Source organism: Kitasatospora sp. NPDC056731 (genome assembly GCF_040687675.1).
Classification (GTDB): Bacteria; Actinomycetota; Actinomycetes; order Streptomycetales; family Streptomycetaceae; genus Kitasatospora.
Genome location: NZ_JBFBNR010000068.1, coordinates 14894 through 31283 on the forward strand (window position 1 = coordinate 14894; position 16390 = coordinate 31283).

General features: G+C 72.1%; 17 protein-coding genes. 6 read left to right on the plus strand and 11 right to left on the minus strand.

The genetic code is table 11. The features are described from left to right. Window positions 1–43: 43 nt before the first annotated feature. On the minus strand, window positions 44–1423 hold the full coding sequence (locus AB0R04_RS36630) for a TIR-like protein FxsC (protein WP_363378212.1): 1380 nt from the start codon (window positions 1421–1423) through the stop codon (window positions 44–46). Between the two features lie 207 nt (window positions 1424–1630). Between AB0R04_RS36630 and AB0R04_RS36635 the strand changes: the two genes are divergently transcribed. Beyond that, a complete protein-coding gene (locus tag AB0R04_RS36635) occupies window positions 1631–1825 on the plus strand; it encodes a DUF397 domain-containing protein (protein WP_063348179.1) in 195 nt (64 codons plus the stop codon). Between the two features lie 160 nt (window positions 1826–1985). Here AB0R04_RS36635 and AB0R04_RS36640 read toward each other — a convergent pair whose 3' ends face one another. Continuing rightward, window positions 1986–2237 (minus strand): hypothetical protein, encoded by a 252-nt coding sequence (locus AB0R04_RS36640; protein WP_363378214.1) that lies wholly within the window; start codon window positions 2235–2237, stop codon window positions 1986–1988. After that, complete coding sequence (locus tag AB0R04_RS36645) at window positions 2234–2602, minus strand: ATP-binding protein (RefSeq protein WP_063348181.1); 369 nt, start codon at window positions 2600–2602, stop codon at window positions 2234–2236. The genes AB0R04_RS36640 and AB0R04_RS36645 overlap by 4 nt, the downstream gene beginning before the upstream one ends. Before the next feature lie 164 nt (window positions 2603–2766). Here AB0R04_RS36645 and AB0R04_RS36650 point away from each other — a divergent pair, with 164 nt between their 5' ends. Beyond that, the gene (locus AB0R04_RS36650; protein WP_363378217.1) at window positions 2767–3636 is read left to right on the plus strand and encodes a helix-turn-helix transcriptional regulator; all 870 of its coding nucleotides are present in this window, start codon (window positions 2767–2769) and stop codon (window positions 3634–3636) included. A 2-nt stretch (window positions 3637–3638) separates the two neighbouring features. Then, window positions 3639–3830, plus strand: coding sequence for a DUF397 domain-containing protein (locus tag AB0R04_RS36655; RefSeq protein ID WP_363378219.1), 192 nt, complete (start codon window positions 3639–3641; stop codon window positions 3828–3830). Between the two features lie 66 nt (window positions 3831–3896). On the opposite strand, the gene AB0R04_RS36660 is transcribed toward AB0R04_RS36655, so the two are convergent. From AB0R04_RS36660 to pdxH, 5 genes are all read right to left on the minus strand, one after another. Next, complete coding sequence (locus AB0R04_RS36660; RefSeq protein WP_363378221.1) at window positions 3897–5132, minus strand: cytochrome P450; 1236 nt, start codon at window positions 5130–5132, stop codon at window positions 3897–3899. 277 nt (window positions 5133–5409) lie between these two features. Further along, window positions 5410–6219 (minus strand): AAC(3) family N-acetyltransferase, encoded by an 810-nt coding sequence (locus AB0R04_RS36665; RefSeq protein WP_363378223.1) that lies wholly within the window; start codon window positions 6217–6219, stop codon window positions 5410–5412. 17 nt (window positions 6220–6236) lie between these two features. After that, entirely contained in the window at window positions 6237–8678 is a 2442-nt protein-coding gene (locus AB0R04_RS36670) for an FxsB family cyclophane-forming radical SAM/SPASM peptide maturase (RefSeq protein WP_363378225.1), read from the minus strand. Between the two features lie 41 nt (window positions 8679–8719). Further along, entirely contained in the window at window positions 8720–8902 is a 183-nt protein-coding gene (fxsA, locus tag AB0R04_RS36675; RefSeq protein ID WP_063348191.1) for an FxSxx-COOH cyclophane-containing RiPP peptide, read from the minus strand. Between the two features lie 483 nt (window positions 8903–9385). Next, window positions 9386–10018, minus strand: a complete 633-nt coding sequence (pdxH, locus tag AB0R04_RS36680) for a pyridoxamine 5'-phosphate oxidase (RefSeq protein ID WP_063351198.1) — start codon at window positions 10016–10018, stop codon at window positions 9386–9388. Between the two features lie 416 nt (window positions 10019–10434). Here pdxH and AB0R04_RS36685 point away from each other — a divergent pair, with 416 nt between their 5' ends. Both AB0R04_RS36685 and serC read left to right on the plus strand, forming a co-directional pair. Beyond that, window positions 10435–11535, plus strand: coding sequence for a citrate synthase 2 (locus AB0R04_RS36685; RefSeq protein ID WP_350877533.1), 1101 nt, complete (start codon window positions 10435–10437; stop codon window positions 11533–11535). Window positions 11536–11750: 215 nt separating this feature from the next. Further along, entirely contained in the window at window positions 11751–12869 is a 1119-nt protein-coding gene (gene serC / locus AB0R04_RS36690; RefSeq protein WP_063348193.1) for a phosphoserine transaminase, read from the plus strand. 333 nt (window positions 12870–13202) lie between these two features. Here serC and thpR read toward each other — a convergent pair whose 3' ends face one another. After that, a complete protein-coding gene (gene thpR / locus AB0R04_RS36695; protein WP_363378227.1) occupies window positions 13203–13790 on the minus strand; it encodes an RNA 2',3'-cyclic phosphodiesterase in 588 nt (195 codons plus the stop codon). 45 nt (window positions 13791–13835) lie between these two features. On the opposite strand from thpR, the gene AB0R04_RS36700 reads away from it, so the two are divergent. After that, the gene (locus AB0R04_RS36700) at window positions 13836–14354 is read left to right on the plus strand and encodes a GNAT family N-acetyltransferase (protein WP_363378228.1); all 519 of its coding nucleotides are present in this window, start codon (window positions 13836–13838) and stop codon (window positions 14352–14354) included. Window positions 14355–14435: 81 nt separating this feature from the next. Here the strand turns inward: AB0R04_RS36700 and AB0R04_RS36705 are convergent, their stop codons facing one another. Continuing rightward, window positions 14436–15725, minus strand: coding sequence for an MFS transporter (locus tag AB0R04_RS36705; RefSeq protein ID WP_363378236.1), 1290 nt, complete (start codon window positions 15723–15725; stop codon window positions 14436–14438). A 357-nt stretch (window positions 15726–16082) separates the two neighbouring features. Beyond that, window positions 16083–16390, minus strand: a 308-nt coding sequence (locus AB0R04_RS36710; RefSeq protein ID WP_363378230.1) for a MarR family transcriptional regulator, incomplete at its 5' end; no start/stop codon positions are given.

Genomic DNA, 16390 nt, shown 5'->3' on the forward strand with positions numbered 1-16390 from the left:
ACGGTGAGGCCCCCGACGCGGAAGTTCCTGGTGGGGTTCTCGCTCATCTGGGTCGTCCTCCCAAGGGCGCCATCCCGTCATCGGGGTCATCGCCGTCGTCACGGTCTGGGTGGTCGTCGGGTCCGGAGCCGTCCTGCCCGAGGGGGGCGTCCCGGCCGAACGGGGCCGTGCCAGGGCCGCGCCGGAACGCGTCCCGCAGGTTCGGGCGGGGCGGCGGCGGATCCTCCGGCTCGGCCCTGGTGCGGCCCTCGAAGGCGTACTTGGCCTTCATGGCGGCCCGGGGCAGCGCGTCGTCGAAGTCCTCCAGGGTGTTCAGCCCGGTCGGGCCGCTCACGCCGAGGAAGCTGGGGCGGCTCGCCCGCCGGGTGATGCGCAACGCCTGGTCGCTCAACTCGCCGAGGTCGCCGCCGCGTTCCTCGCACTCGGGGTCCTCGGTGTTCCACGGCTCCAGGACGCTCACCCAGGTGGCGTCCGAGCGGTCGAAGCGGCGGACGAGCTCCCGGCGGTCCGGATCGCGCAGCGCCCACCGGTCGAGCAGGAGCAGGCCGGGGGCGGCCGCCTCCCCCTCGATGATCGACTCGACCTCGTCGTCGAACTCGTGCACGGTCGGCTGGAACCCCAACTGCCGGGCCAGCCGCACCGCGTGCTGGGCGATCGGCGAGCCGGCCGGGCGATAGGGGTGCCAGTCGGTGCGCCGGGTGCCGTAGAAGTCGGGATTGCGGTCGGGCGGCAACTCGCCCTGGTGGTAGGAGAGTACGGAGATCCGCAGCTGCTTGGTCGGCGCGCTCACATTGAAGGCGCTGGGCAGCCCGTTGAAGTCCAGCCGCCGCCCGACCGGGATCACCGTCTCCTCCGCCACCTGCACGATCCGCGCCGCCAGCCGGTGCACGGCCAGCTCGTAGGCGGAGCGGAAGTAGGTGAGCTTCATCAGCGCGTACAGGCCCTCGGTGGCGTAGTCCGGCCCGAAACTGGCGTGGTTGAACTGGAGTTCACTGGCGACCTTGGGCAGCCGGTAGCGGCTCATCGGCGCCCACAGCACCGGCACGATACCGCTGGTGCGCTCCGCGTCGATCGTCGCCGGGTACACCGGGCGGCGGGTGAAGGCGTGCCACTCCTGCCCGCACGGCACGCTGTTGAAGTACCGGGGCGAGTACAGCGGCACGAACACCCGGCACGTCGCCAGCTCCTCCGACAGCCGCTCCGCCCACAACTCCCCCTGGTGCATGGACTCGTCCATGAAGCCGACCGGCACCCCGGCCGGGACCGTGGTCAGTTGCAGCACCGCCTCGCACAGGTCCCGGTACAGCTGGCGGACCCAGTGGTTCGGATCACCGGCGCCGCGCGTGCCGGCCTTCGGGGTGTGCGCGTAGGAGAGGAAGAAGTACGGCCGGGCATCATCCTCGTCCCAGCCACGGTCGTTCACACGCGCCTCCCCCGGGCCCGTCGGCAACCTGGTTCCCGCAGCCCCCGTGCGGCGGGGTCTCAGTGTAGGAACGAGTGAGGACCCAAGGGAATAGCACAACGAGTCGTACGAATTGACATGACCGAAACGACGCGGCTGTGCGCCCGCTTATCGTGGCTCCCGGGGCCTGCTCCAGCGCGCCCGACACGGAGTACAGGGAAGGTAGCCATGGACCACCTCAACTGGCAGAAGCCGAGCTTCAGCGGTGACCAGGCGGACTGCATCGAGATCGCCTCCGAGGGCGACTTCGTCTACCTCCGCGAGTCCGACAATCCCGGCCACATCGTCACCACCACCCGCACCAAGCTCAACGCCTGGCTCCTCGGCGCCAAGGCCGGCGAGTTCGACCACTTCATCGCCTGACCTCCACGGCCCGAAATGGCGTGGGCCCGCCTGGAGAAGGCGGGCCCGCGTGCCATGCATGGCACCTATGTCCGATCCCGTCGATCCCGAAGCCGCTCGGACCGGGCCTGGCAGACACCGCCGACGGCGGCGGCCAGCAGGATCAGGACCAGCATGCCCGTCACGCCCGGCCCCGCCGGCGCTTGAACTCGCGCAGCAGAGCCAGCAGGTTGATCAAGGTGCTGGCCGGGATGTTGCCGATGGAGACCAGGGCGCGGCTGTTCAGATCGGTCTCGCCGGGCTGGGCGGACGGCCAGAGGAGGCCGAACTCCCGGCCTTCCGTGCGGAGATCGACGATCAGTTCGGTGACCTGCCGGCCGGTGAGCTGCCGCAGGGCCGGGTCGGCGGGGTGGATCGGGTGGTGGGCGATCACGCGGCGCCGTCCAGCTCGAACCAGACCCGCTTGCCCAGCTTCTGCGGCTCCGCACCCCAGCGGTGCATGAGCCCCTCCACCAGCATCAACCCCCGCCCGGACTGGGCGAACGGGTCGGGCTTCCGCTGCTCGGGCAGCACGGGACTGCGGTCCGCGACGGTGACGCGGAGCGTCCCGTGGACGACGGCGACCAGGACGACGGGCGCGGCGGTCAACCCGTGCCGCCAGGCGTTCACCACCAGCTCCACGAGCGCGAGTTCGGCATCCCCGATGGAGGAGTTGGGGTACCCGGCGCGCGCCATGGTGTCGCGCAACGCCTCGCGAGAGACGGTGAGGGAGGGGGAGTTGAGGTTGGGGTCACACATGGGGAATCTCCCAGCGGTGCAGAGGGGCTACGCACAGACGCAACTGACGACCCGTCTGATGCGCGGTTGTGATTGGACTGTAAGGGGACAAGGTCCAACGATGCAACACTAACTGTAATTTCCCCCGCACTGCGAGTAGCGTGAGCGCGCAAGGAGGCATGCCCGTGGGACTCAGGACCGAGATCAGTGAACGACAGCGCCGCTTCGGTGAGGAACTGCGCCGTCTACGCGACACCGCAGGCGTGTCGGCACCGGAGATCGGCGCGCTGATGGGCATGAAGGGGCCAGCCGTCAGCCACACCGAGGCCGGGAGGCTGAGTCTCAACCTCGACCGCCTGCACATCTGGCTCGACGCCTGCCATGCCAACGATCCCGAGTACCGCGCTGCTCTTCTCGCCATAGGCCAGAGCAACGGCAAGGGCTGGTGGACCGACTACCGTGGCTACGTTCACCCCTCAGCCCTCGACCTCGCCGAGTACGAGGCCGATGCGACCCGCTTGGAAAGCTACGAGACTCTTCTGATCCCAGGGCTGCTCCAGACCAAGGCCTACAGCGAGATCATCCTCGAATACGCCGAGAAGAAGGTCGAGTTTCGCCGCGCCCGCCAGGAGATCCTGAGCGTCGAGAACGGAACACCCTTCCATGCCGTGATCCACGAGGCCGCGCTACACGCGATGTACGGCGGTCCAACCGTCATGCGCGACCAGCTGAACTACCTGATCGACGTCGGCAAGCTGCCCCATGTGACCATCCAGATCCTGCCGTTCGGCTGCACAGTCTTCGCCTCGACCGACATCCCGTTCATGCTGCTACACGGCCAGCACCCGAAGCTGGACACCGTCTTGATGGAGCAGCCGCACGGCGTCCCGTTCCTGGGCGATCCTGAAGCAGTATCGTCATACCGGCGGAAGTTCGAACGCCTCAGAGGCGCGGCGCTCCCACCCCTGAGCGCCTCTGCGCCCGGACCCTCCCCCGCCTATCGCGACTCATGGGGTTTGCTCCAGCACATTCGTTACGCAGTACAGGGAAGGTAGGCATGGAACGGCTCATCTGGCAGAAGTCCAGTTTCAGTTACGAGACCAACTGCGTCGAAATTGCATCCGCCGGCGCCCTCGTCTACATCCGCGAGTCCGACGACCCCGCCCACATCGTCACCACCACCCGCGCCAAGCTCAACGCCTGGGTCCTCGGCGCCAAGGCCGGCGAGTTCGACCACTTCACCGCCTGACCCACGCAGCGCAGAAGGGCGGCTCCCGCGAACTCGCGGGAGCCGCCCTTCCCCCAGGTGCCGCCGTCACACTGCGGTGGGCCTCGGGACGATCCAGAGCTCGGCCGGGCCGCTTATGATCACGGACTCCAGGCGGGCCGGCGTCGGGCTGGCCGGGTCCAGGACGCTGCCGGGGTAGGCGCCGAAGAGGCCACCCAGGGCCACTTCGGCCTCCAGCCGGGCCAGGGGTGCGCCGAGGCAGAAGTGCGGGCCGTAGCCGAAGGACAGGTGCTCCTTGTCGGGGCGGGTCGGGTCGAAGTCGTCCGGCCGGTCCGGGTGGACCTCCGGGTCCCGGCCGGCCGCGCCGAATCCGAGCAGGATCGGCTCGCCCTGGCGGATGACCACTCCGTCGCCGAGGTCGATGTCCTCCAGCGGGTAGCGGAGCGGGATGTGCATCACCGGGCTCTCGTGGCGCAGGGTCTCCTCGATGACGTCCTCCCACGCGAGGGTGCCCGCCCGGACCTGGGCCAGGTAGCGGGGGTGGGTGAGGAGCGCCTGGACAGCGCTGGTGATGAGGTTGACCGCCGTCTCGTACCCGGCGCCGAGCATCAGGAAGAGTTCGTCGCGGGACTCCTCCTCGGCGCGGCCCGTGTCGCCGCCGGTCCTGACGGCGGCCACGTCGCTGGCGAGGTCGGGCCCGGGGTCGCGCCGTTTGAGCTCCAGCAGTTCGACCAGCACCACGTTGATCTCCGCCCGCGCGACCGTCATCTGTTCGGTCGTCGCCGTCGTCGTCAGCAGGGTGTCCATCGACCGGCCGATCTGCGGCCGCATGTCGGCGGGTACGCCGAAGAGGTCGCAGATCACCGTCATGGTGAGCGGGAGCGAGAGGGCCCGGCGGATGTCCACGGCCTCGCCGGGGGCGAGGTCACGGAACGCGCCGACCAGGGCGGCGGTCGTCGCCTCGATCCCGGGCCGCAGCGAGGACACCCGGCGGGGCGAGAACGAGGGCGCCATCCGTCGTCGCGCCGAGCGGTGTTCGTCGCCGTAGCGGTTGAAGAAGTTCTGCTGGAACGCGATCGGGCCCATCGGCCACCCCTCGGGCACCGAGGCCAGGCCGGGCCAGTGCTTGCGCGGGTCGCGGGAGACCCGCGGATCGCCGGTCAGGGCGCGGATCACCGAGCTGCGGGTCACGGACCAGGCGACGATGCCGCCGGGGAGTTCGACCCGCACTGCGGGCCCGGCGGCGCGGAGCTCCGCGTTCTGCTGGTGCAGGGCCCGGCCGGTCATGTCCAGCACCGGGCAGCCGTTGTCGTCTGGAGCCATGGCATTGCTCCTCAGGATCTCTCGGGGGGCGCCCCCGGCAGTCCGTGTCCGGGGCCTGTGCTCCGTTCTAGAGCGGCACGGAGCGGTCGTCAACGGACCGCGACGGTGCTACCAGGATCATCCAGCCAGACGGACTGTGCCCCGTCTACACCGACGGTCACGCCGAACCGGCCCAGCTCCGGCCTCCCTCCCCCAACCACCACCACCGACCGCGCTTCGATCGCGTAGGAAGTCGGTGGGGCCGACTTCCTACGCACCAGGGCGCTGAACAGGACGGTCAGGGGCGGAGGAGGTGTTCGGCGAGGTCGACGGCTTCGCGGACGGGGACGAGGCGGCAGTCGGTGGTGCCGAGGTGGGTGGTGGTGATGCCGGTGGCGGCGGCGAGGACGCGGGTGCCGAGGTCGGCGAAGTGGAGGTCGTCGAGCTCGGGGGCCCGGAAGGTGAGCCAGCCGTCGGGGCCGACGCAGCGGTATTCGCGCAGGGGGACGTCGGGCATGCGCTGGTCGGCGAGGTGGAAGGCGGTGAAGCGGGCCATCGGGACGCCGAGCATCAGCACCCGGGCGTCGAGGTCGTAGAGGCGTCCGAGCGGGGACTCGGGGCCGAGGTGGGAGGTGAGGGGGTGGTGGGCGGTGATCTCGTGGGCGTGCCGGCCGAGGGCCGTCCAGGAGGTCTGGGGGTGGCGGCTGCGCAGGGCGCCGGGGCGGGTGCGGATCTCCTCGGAGAGGGCGCCCATGGTCGGCGAGCAGGGGGTGGTCGCCGGGTCGAACCGCGGCATCCGGGCCCGGTAAGCGGCGGTCTCGGCCGGGGTGAGGCCGGCGGTGGCGGTCTGGTGGATGCGCGAGGTGGCGGAGTTCTCGGGGGTGGCGGTGTAGGCGACCAGGGTGCCGCCGGGGCCGAGGACGTGGAGCAACGCGTCGGCGACGGTGGCGGCGCCGCCGTCCACCGGGCCGAGGGCGCGCAGGGAGGCCTCGACGTGCACCACCATGCCCGGGAGGACGCCGAGTTGGGCGAACCCGGCGACCAGACCCCCAGCGGTGAGGGCGGTATCGGTGAGAGCAGTGACGGTGAGAGCAGTGACGGTGCGCATGGCCGCTCCTCTGTGGGTCAGACCTCGGCGTGGCGGGCGTGGCCGCGCCCGTGACCGCGCTCGCGGCGGGCCCGTTCGGCGGCCCGTTCGGCGGCGGCGGGCACCGGTACGGCGAGCCACGGTGCGACGCTCTCACGCATGCCGTCGGCGAAGCGCAAGCCGAGCGCCGTGAGGGCGCCGGATCCGGCCAGCCGGTCGACGGCTTCGGCGGTGTACCGGCGCCAGAGCGCGAACTGGGTGCGCGCCCGGTCGGCGGCCTCGCCCGGCAGCCCGTCGTAGGCGAGCGCGCGGGTGCCCCAGTACTCGGTGACGGCGAGGTGCGCGTAGGTGCCCTGGAGCAGGCCTTCGAGCGGGCGCGGGTCGGGCCGCCACGGCGCGAGGTACAGCTGGTCGTCGGCCGGGTCGTGGAGGTCGAACAGGTCCAGTACGGCGCCGAGTTTGACGTGCTGGAACTCGTGCGCGAGCAGCAGTGCGAGCGTCGGCGCGGTCGCGGGCCGGGCGATGCCGACCGCGCCGTGGGCCTGCCGGGCGGCCGAGCTGACGTCCCGCCCGGTGGGGCCCGCCCGTAGCGGGGTGATGGTGGTGAGGCCGGCCCGGAGGCCTTCCGCGTACGCGGGCAGGTCGTGCCCGAGCAGTTCCCAGGCTTCGCGCAACGCGCCTGTCCAGTCGAGCAGTTCGCCGTCGGAGAGCCGGCCGGCCACGGCGTGGTCGTGGCTGTCGCGCAGCGGGTCAACGTCCTCCAGGGTGACCGTCCACCCTCCGGCCAGCCGGACCCGCCGCAGCGGCTGGTCCAGGGCGGCGGACACCGATCCGTCGGACGCCCGCACGCTGAACCCGTCGGCCAGGCCGGTGACGACCGCCTCCCCGTCCGGGGCGGCGGTCCGCCCGAGGGTCGGCAGGTGCAGCCACCCGCCGCGCACCGGCACCGCGACCGTGTCCCCCCGACCGGCGCGGACGGCGGCGGCGGCGGCCAGGGCGGCCAGCGGGCCGAGCCCGACGGTGAGGTCCCCGGCGAGCCGGCGGGCGGCCCAGGCACGGGCGTACGGGTGGGCGAGGACGGCGTCGACGGCGGCGGGTGCGCTCGCGTCGAGTTCGGACAGCAGCGCCCAGGCCGCCGATCCGGGCTGCCCGGAGGCGTCCCAGGCGGCGGCCAGCATGGCCCGGGTGAGGGCGAGTTGGGCGCGGGACAGGGCCCGTACGGTGTCCTGGTCCCCGTACCCGCGGGCGAGCTGGTCGAGCTGCCGCTCGGTGAGGGTGGCCGGCACCACCGGCTCCCCGGCCTGGGCGGGCACGGAAGGACCCATCGCGGCGGCGGAACCAGAGGCGGAACCGACAGCGGAACCGGCGGCGTCGCCGGCGAGTTCGTTGATGAGCTTCATGAGGTCACCGCAGTAGACGGAGGGATTGTCGAAGCCCGTGTCGGCCCGGTACCGGTGGGCGTACAGGCCGCCGCCGCAGCTGCGGACGACCGGGCAGGCCCGGCAGGCGGCGCTCAGCCCGGCCAGCCCCGACTGGCGGGCGGTCATGCCGGGGTGCAGCGCGACCTGGTCGAGGCTGTGCGTGAAGACGTCGTACCCCGTCTCCGGCGCGCCGTCGTAGGCGGTCTTGAGGCTGTCGGCCTGTTCGAAGCTGCCGTCCGTCTCCAGGACGACGAGGTCGGAGGGTTCCAGCCCGAGCGATTCGGTGAGGCTGGAGAGCCCGTGCAACGTCCGGTGGACGGATTCGAAGGTGCGGACGGCGAACGGGCGGCCGTCGGCGTCCCATCTCCGGTACACGGCCAACAGCCAGTCCGCGTACGGCGTTTGCGCACCGTCGGCGGCCGGTTTCGGCCGGTCCTCCCAGGTGGCGTGCGGCAGCAGGAAGTCGACGGCGGGGGGGTCGAGTTCGGCCACGGCGCGGTAGACGGCGTCCGGGTCGTTCTCGATGTCGACGGTGCAGAGCAGCCCGGCGTAGAGGTGCCGGTACGCAGGCCGGCGCAGCCGCTCGACCGCCCGCAGGACGTGCGGGTGGCTGCTGCGGCCGTCGGCGAAGCGGCGGTGGCGGTCGTTGGCGGCGCGGTCGCCGTCGAGTGAGATGCCGACCCTCATGCCGACTTCGGCGAAGAGTTCGCAGTAGGCGTCGTCCAGTTGGACGCCGTTGGTGTGGATGCGCAGGTCGAGTGCGCAGCCGGGCGGCAGGGCCGCCCGGAGCGCCTTGGCCGCGTGGCGTAACCGGTCCGGGCCGGCGAGCAGGGGTTCTCCCCCGTGCAGGACGACCCGGACGGCGGGCAGCCGGTGTGCGGCCGCGTGGTCGCCGATCCGCTCGGCGATCTTGTTCAGGACTTCGTCACCGATGACCTTGGGGCGTCGACGCCAACTGGTGTCGGCGTGCTCGTACACGTAGCAGTGATCGCAGGCAAGATCACACCGGCTGTGCACTTTCACGACGAATTGGGTGAAAGGCAGCGGAGTTGGCGTCATGGTCGATCGGATTCAGCCGGAGCCGACGGTCAGTCGGCCGATCAGATGGAGGAGTTGAAGGCCGCGACCGGCACCGCACCCGCACCGGTGTCGGGCAGGGCTCGTCGGATCCTGGCAGAGAGTTCCTCGGCGCCGAGCTGGGCGAGGTCGGCCAGTGAAGGCCGGATTTCGCCCTGAGGCTCCGTCAGTTCAGTGCGGGGCATGGTGTCCAGTGCGGGTGTCATGTTCGATTCTCTTCCACGATGGGGGTTAGAGAGAAGCAGGGCCGGGTATATACGTCGGCCTAGTCGACCAGGGTACTGCCAGCACGTGGGCTGCGCCGTGCTCTTGCGCGCCCCTAACAGCCCACTACCCCCTTCACGCAGCGAAGTCTCGCCAAAAGTTCACCCACTCGGCGGTCGCGTGACGGCACCTGACCGGCGCACAGGGGCACGGCTTCGCGCCGCCGAACCCACCCCGGCGGCGCCCCTGCGCCAACGTACGGCCGCCGCCCCGGCCCGACCCGCTCCACCGGCGCGGCCGGAGCCCGTTCTCCCGACGCTCACGCCCCACCCGAACCACCGGTCGGCAAAGGCCGGTTGGCGCGATTCGACAGCGCCCCGCACTCCCCCGCCTCCGCACGACGGCGGACCCGACGAACCCGACCAGCCCAACGGCGGACCCGCCGGCGGACCCGCCGGTATTCGAACGCCTCGCAGACCCGCCCGCTACGGGCAGAGCCGCTCCACCCGCCACCCGCCCGCTCCGGCCGGATCGGCGAAGTAGCGCAGCCGGTCGTGCAGTCGGTTCTCCCGCCCCTGCCAGAACTCCACGCTCTCCGGGATCACCCGGTACCCGCCCCAGAACGGCGGCACGGGCACGCCCTCGCCCTCCGGGTAGCGGCGCTCCAGTTCGGCGTAGCGCTGTTCGAGGACGTCGCGCCCGCCGACCGGGCTGGACTGCTCGCTGGCCCAGGCGCCGAGCTGCGAGCCGTGCGGCCGGGTGCGGAAGTAGGCGGCGGTCTCGTCCCGGCCGACCTTCTCCACCCTCCCCTGGACGATCACCTGGCGGGCCAGCGCGATCCACGGGAACAGCAGCGCGGCGTGCGGGTTGGCGGCGAGCTCGGAACCCTTGCGGGAGCCGTAGTTGGTGAAGAAGACGAAGCCGCGCGCGTCGTAGCCCTTGAGCAGGACGGTGCGCGAGCTGGGCCGCCCCTGGGCGTCGGCGGTGGAGAGCACCATCGCGTTGGGCTCGACCACCCCGGCGTCGTCCGCCTCGTGGAACCAGCGGGTGAACTGGGCGATCGGCTCGGGCGCGAGCTGTTCCTCGACCAGGCCCTCGTGGGTGTAGTGCTTGCGCATCACGGTGAGGTCCGGTCCGGGCCGGGCATCGTCGGCCAGGATCCGGGTGGCGGGGCTCAGGGGCGTCGACTGGGCGCGTTCCGGGGTCTGCACGTCAACATCATCCCGTACGACAAGCAACCGGCACCGCTACCTCCGGACAAACCCCGGTGGGAGATAAGGTGTCCCGCCACCGCTCGACCGCCCCCCGTAAGGTGAATTGTCCCGAACCAGGCGTTTGGTTCCGGAGATTCCCGGGCACGACCGACCCTCGGCGGAAAAGTCAAGCGGGCCCAAGCGCAACATCACCATGGTGGTGTATGGCGCAATGCACCCGGTGCCTGTCACTCTGGCACCGAGTGCCAACCACCATTCGGTCACTGGCGCGCCGCCCCACCACGGCGCAGCGCCGATCGCAGAACTGAAGGAGCCGTCGTATGTCCGACTTCGTACCCGGGCTTGAGGGAGTCGTCGCGTTCGAGAGCGAGATCGCCGAACCCGACCGTGAAGGCGGCGCGCTGCGGTACCGCGGTGTCGACATCGACGACCTGGTGGGCCACGTCTCCTTCGGCCACGTCTGGGGCCTGCTGGTGGACGGCAAGTTCAACCCCGGCCTGCCGGCCGCCGAGCCGTTCCCGATCCCGGTGCACTCCGGTGACATCCGGGTCGACGTGCAGTCCGCGCTCGCCATGCTCGCCCCGGTCTGGGGCCTCAAGCCGCTGCTCGACATCTCCGCCGAGCAGGCCCGCGACGACCTCGCCCGCGCCGCCGTGATGGCGCTGTCCTACGTGGCCCAGTCGGCCCGCGGCCAGGGCCTGCCGATGGTCCCGCAGAGCGAGATCGACAAGGCCGAGACGGTCGTCGAGCGGTTCATGATCCGCTGGCGCGGCGAGCCGGACCCGAAGCACGTCAAGGCCATCGACGCCTACTGGACCTCCGCCGCCGAGCACGGCATGAACGCCTCCACCTTCACCGCCCGCGTCATCGCCTCCACCGGCGCCGACGTGGCGGCCGCGCTCTCCGGCGCGGTCGGCGCGATGTCCGGCCCGCTGCACGGCGGTGCGCCGTCCCGCGTGCTCGGCATGATCGAGGAGATCGAGCGCACCGGCGACGCCACCACCTGGGTCAAGAACGCGCTGGACCGCGGCGAGCGCCTGATGGGCTTCGGCCACCGCGTCTACCGCGCCGAGGACCCGCGCGCCCGCGTGCTGCGCCGCACCGCCAAGGAGCTCGGCGCGCCGCGCTTCGAGGTCGCCGAGGCGCTGGAGAAGGCCGCGCTGGAGGAGCTGCACAACCGCCGCCCCGACCGCGTGCTGGCCACCAACGTCGAGTTCTGGGCCGCGATCATGCTGGACTTCGCCGAGGTGCCGGCGCACATGTTCACCTCGATGTTCACCTGTGCGCGCACCGCGGGCTGGTCGGCGCACATCCTGGAGCAGAAGCGCACCGGCCGGCTCGTGCGCCCCGCCGCGCGCTACATCGGCCCCGGCCCGCGCCGCCCCGAGGAGATCGAGGGCTGGGACGCCATCGGCCACTGAGCCCACCGAGCGCCACCGAGCGCCCGCCGAACGCCCCCGGGCGCCCCGGGCGCTCCGCGTCCGCACCACCCCCGAGCAGCGGGTCCGGCCTCCGTCGGGCCCGCTGTTTCCGCAGTTCGGGCCCGCTGTTTCCGCAGCTGGGAGCCGTGAAGATCACAGTCTCAGCGTGCGGACGACCGTACCCCCGGCGGTTCCCCGGCCGGTAGGCTGCGCGCGTGGCTCAGATCCAGATCCCCGCTGACATCAAGCCCGCAGACGGCCGTTTCGGCTGCGGACCGTCCAAGGTGCGCCCCGAGGCCCTGAGTGCCCTCGCCGCCACCCAGACCTCCCTGCTCGGCACCTCGCATCGCCAGGCCCCGGTCAAGAACCTGGTCAAGCGCGTACGCGAGGGCGTGAGCAGCCTCTTCTCGCTCCCCGAGGGCTACCAGGTCGTCCTCGGCAACGGCGGCTCCACCGCCTTCTGGGACATCGCCGCGTTCGGCCTGGTGCGGGAGAAGTCCCAGCACCTGGACTTCGGCGAGTTCTCCTCCAAGTTCGCCTCCTCGGTCAAGGCCGCGCCGTGGCTCGCCGAGCCGAGCGTCATCAAGACCGCCCCGGGCACCCACCCGCTGCCGGTCGCCGAGGCCGGCGTCGACGTCTACGGGCTCACCCACAACGAGACCTCGACCGGCGTCGCGATGCCGATCAAGCGCCCGGTGGGCGCGGACGAGGGCTCGCTGGTCCTGGTGGACGCCACCTCGGGCGCCGGCGGCCTGCCGGTGGACATCACCGAGACCGACGTCTACTACTTCGCCCCGCAGAAGTCCTTCGCCTCCGAGGGCGGCCTGTGGCTGGCCGCGTTCTCCCCGGCCGCCCTGGAGCGCGCCGCCGAGATCGCCGGCTCCGGCCGGTACATCCCGCCGTTCTTCGACCTGCCGACGGCCATCGACAACTCGTCGAAGGACCAGACGTACAACACCCCGGCGATCTCCACCCTGTTCCTGCTGGCCGACCAGCTGGAATGGCTGAACGGCAACGGCGGGCTCGACTGGGCCGTCGCCCGTACGGCTGATTCCTCGTCCCGGCTGTACGCGTGGGCCGAGAAGTCCTCCTACGCCAGCCCGTTCGTGGCGAACCCGGCCGAGCGCTCCCAGGTGGTCGGCACCATCGACTTCGACGAGTCGGTGGACGCCGCCGCCGTCGCCAAGGCACTGCGTGCCAACGGCATCGTGGACACCGAGCCGTACCGCAAGCTGGGCCGCAACCAGCTGCGCGTCGCGATGTTCCCGGCGATCGACCCGGCGGACGTCGAGGCGCTCACCCACTGCATCGACTACGTGGTCGAGCAGCTCTGAGCGATCCCGTGCACGGCTGAGGGCCACCGCCTCCGGGCGGTGGCCCTCAGCCGTTGCGGCGGGGCCGACCAGCTGGGCCGGGTAGGCGGGCCCGCCGGCCGGGCCTACCCGCCGACCATCGAGCTGATCAGCACGACGACCAGCAGCAGCACCAGGGTGCCGGTCACGATACGCATTCGAGTCTTGGGATCCACGGTCAACGAGCGTACCTCCGGCCCACCCGACGACGGACCGGAGCCCCGGGCCCAACGGCCGCTCCGGGCCCAACGGCCACCCCGGGCTCAACGACCACCCGGACCCAAACCGCCGCCCCGGGCCCGACCGCGCCCCGGCTCAGCTCCAGTCGGCGAGCGGCCAGGCGCGCAGCGACGAGTAGTGGGCGAAGCCGCCGTCCAGGTCGCTCTGCATCAGGTGCAGCTCGGCGGCCTCCCACTCGGGCCCCCGGTAGTCGGCCAGCGCGGCCGCCAGGGTGTCCAGCTCGGCCGCCGCGAGCCGCTGGACGGCCCGCCGGTGGCCGCGCGAGGAGCCGGCCCGGGCGAGCGTGAGGTGCGGGTGGAAGGCGAAGGCGTCGACCTCCCCGGTCACCGCGGCGGTGGCCTCGGACACGGCCTCGGCGAGCCGGCGCAGCGCCCAGGTCTGCCCCTCCACCCCGACCCAGAGCACCCGGTCGCCGAACCGGCCGGCGCCGGACAGCCGCAGCCGGTGCACCGGGTGCACCTCGGCGACGGCGGCCAGGCCCGCCTCCAGCTCCGGCAGTTCCTCGGCCGGCACCTCGCCGAGGAAGGCCAGGGTCAGGTGCCAGCCCTCGACGGTGGTCCAGCGCAGCCGGTCCGCCCCGGGCAGCCCGCGCACCGGCGCCACCGCGTCCGACAGCCCCTGCAGCACGTTGACCGGCGGCAGCACCGCCACGAAGAGCCTCATGTGGACATCTTCCCGCGCGAGGCGGTTTGGGCTAGAACGTTTCCTATGAAGATCCGCACCGGGGGACCGGACGACATTCCCGACATCCTCGCCCTGCTCGACAGCGCCGTGGGCTGGCTGGCCGGCCAGGGCCGCACCGGCCAGTGGGGCGACCAGCCCTTCAGCACCATCCCGGCCCGGGTCGAGCAGGTCTCCGAGTACGCCACCGAACCGTTCCTGATCCGCCTCGCCGAGGACGACGAGGGCCGCACCGTCGGCTGCTGCGTGCTGTCCGAGCAGCGGGGGAAGTACATCCCCGCAGTGGACGAGCCCGAGCTGTACGTCCGCATCCTGGTCACCGACCGCAGCCGCAAGGGCTCGGGGATCGGCACCGCGCTGATCGCCGACGCGGTCGAGGAGACCCGCCGGCGCAGCCTCGGCCTGCTGCGGGTGGACTGCTACGCGGGCGCCGACCGCAGGCTGGTCGGCCAGTACCGGGCGCTCGGGTTCACCGAGACCGAGTCCTTCGAGGCCGAGCAGCCGAACGGCATCTGGCCCGGCCAGGTCCTCGCGATCCGGCCCTGACCCTTCGACCCCGCACCGAAGGACCTCCGACCCTGCACCGAAGCCCCGGGGCGGACCACCACCCCGGGGCATGGCGCTTCGTCAGCAGGCGGGCGCCAGCTCCGACTTGGCGGCGGCGATGGTCCGCGGCACGAAGGCCACCACCCGGCCGCCACGGCCGGGGTGCAGGTCGAACCGCACCCGCAGGTCCGCGCTGCGGGCCAGCACCAGGCCCACCACGCCGGCCGCCAGCGCGGACACCAGTCCGCAGGCCAGCAGGCCGAGCCGGGGCCCGTACGAGGCGGTCACCCAGCCGACGATCGGGGCGCCGATCGGCGTGCCGCCGGTGAAGACCAGCACCAGCAGGCCCATCACGCGACCGCGCATCGCGGGGTCGGTGGCCAGCTGCAGCATGGAGTTGACGGAGGTGTTGAAGCTGAGTCCGAACACCCCGATCAGCGTCAGCAGCACCGCGAAGGTCCAGTAGTCGGGTGCGAACGCGGCCACCACCTCCAGCGAGCCGAAGGCCAGCGCCGCCACCACCAGCCGGCGCAGCCTGGGCACGCCCCGGCGGGCCGCGAGCAGCGCGCCGGCCAGCGAGCCGACCGCCATCGCGGTGTTCAGCAGGCCGTACTGCCCGGCGCCGACCTTGAAGGTGTCGTAGGCGAAGCCGGAGAGCAGCGTCGGGAAGTTGAAGCCGAAGGTGCCGATGAACCCGGCCAGGACCATCGGCCAGAGCAGCTCGGGCCGCTCCTTGACGTAGCGCAGGCCCTCCCGCAGCTGGCCCTTCTCGCGGGCGATCGGCTCGGTCGGGCGCAGTTCGCTCTCCCGCATGGCGAGCAGCCCGCCGATCACGGCGGCGAAGGACAGCGCGTTGACGGCGAACGCCCAGCCGCTGCCGACCACGGCGATCAGCAGGCCCGCGACGGCGGGGCCGACCAGCCGGGCGGTCTGGAAGTTGGCGGCGTTCAGGCTGACCGCGTTGGCGAGGTCCTTGGGCCCGACCATCTCGGACACGAAGGCCTGCCGGGTCGGGTTGTCGACCACGGTGACCAGGCCGAGCAGCAGCGCGAAGGCGTACACGTAGTACGGCGTCACGACGCCGCCGATGGTCAGGACGGCCAGGCCGGCGGCCAGCAGGCCCATGGCGCCCTGGGTGTAGATCAGCAGCCGGCGCTTGGGCATCCGGTCGGCGAGCACGCCGCCGAACAGGCCGAGCAGCAGCATCGGCAGGAACTGCATGGCGGTGGTGATGCCGACCGCGAGGGGGCTGCCGGTGAGGCTGAGGACCAGCCAGTCCTGGGCGATCCGCTGCATCCAGGTGCCGGTGTTGGACACCACCTGGCCGGCGAAGTAGTAGCGGTAGTTGCGAACGCGAAGGGAGGAGAACATCCCCCCGGGCCTCGTGAAGCGGGCACCTGTGGGAGACGTGGACGCGTGGGTGCGTCCGGGAGCGGCGGGGTCGTCCGCCGCGGTGCGTTCGTCGGGGTCGTCGTCGCCGCTGCCGGGCAGCCCCGTGGGGGCGGGTGCCTGGAGGTCGGCGGCCGCGGCGCCTGCCGCGGTGGGGTCGGTGGTCTGGTCGTCGGTGCGGATGGCGGCGGCGCTGGCTGCGGCCGGCGGTGTCACGGTGGTCTCCCCTCGCGGCGCGACGGCCCGAACTGCGGCCGTCGCGCTCCTGGTTTCTGTGGTCGGTCCTGCGGTGATGCGGTGCTCCTTCTTCTCCCGGCCGGCGGGCCGGGGTCGGCGTGCCTAGAGGTGTGCGAGCTTGTAGAGCACGGGCGCGGCCTCCCGGAGGACGGCCCATTCCTCCTCGTCGAGCCCCTCGGCGAGCTCGGCGAGCCAGACGTTGCGGCGCCGGCGGCTCTCGGCGAGGATCGCCTCGGCCTGCTCGGTGCTGCTGACGACCACCTGGCGGCGGTCCTCGGGGTGCGGCTCGCGCCGCACCAGCCCCTTCTCCTCCAGCATCGCGACGATCCTGGTCATGGAGGGCGGCTGCACGTGCTCCTTCCGGGCGAGCTCACCCGGTGTCGCCTTTCCGCATCTGGCGAGGGTGCCGA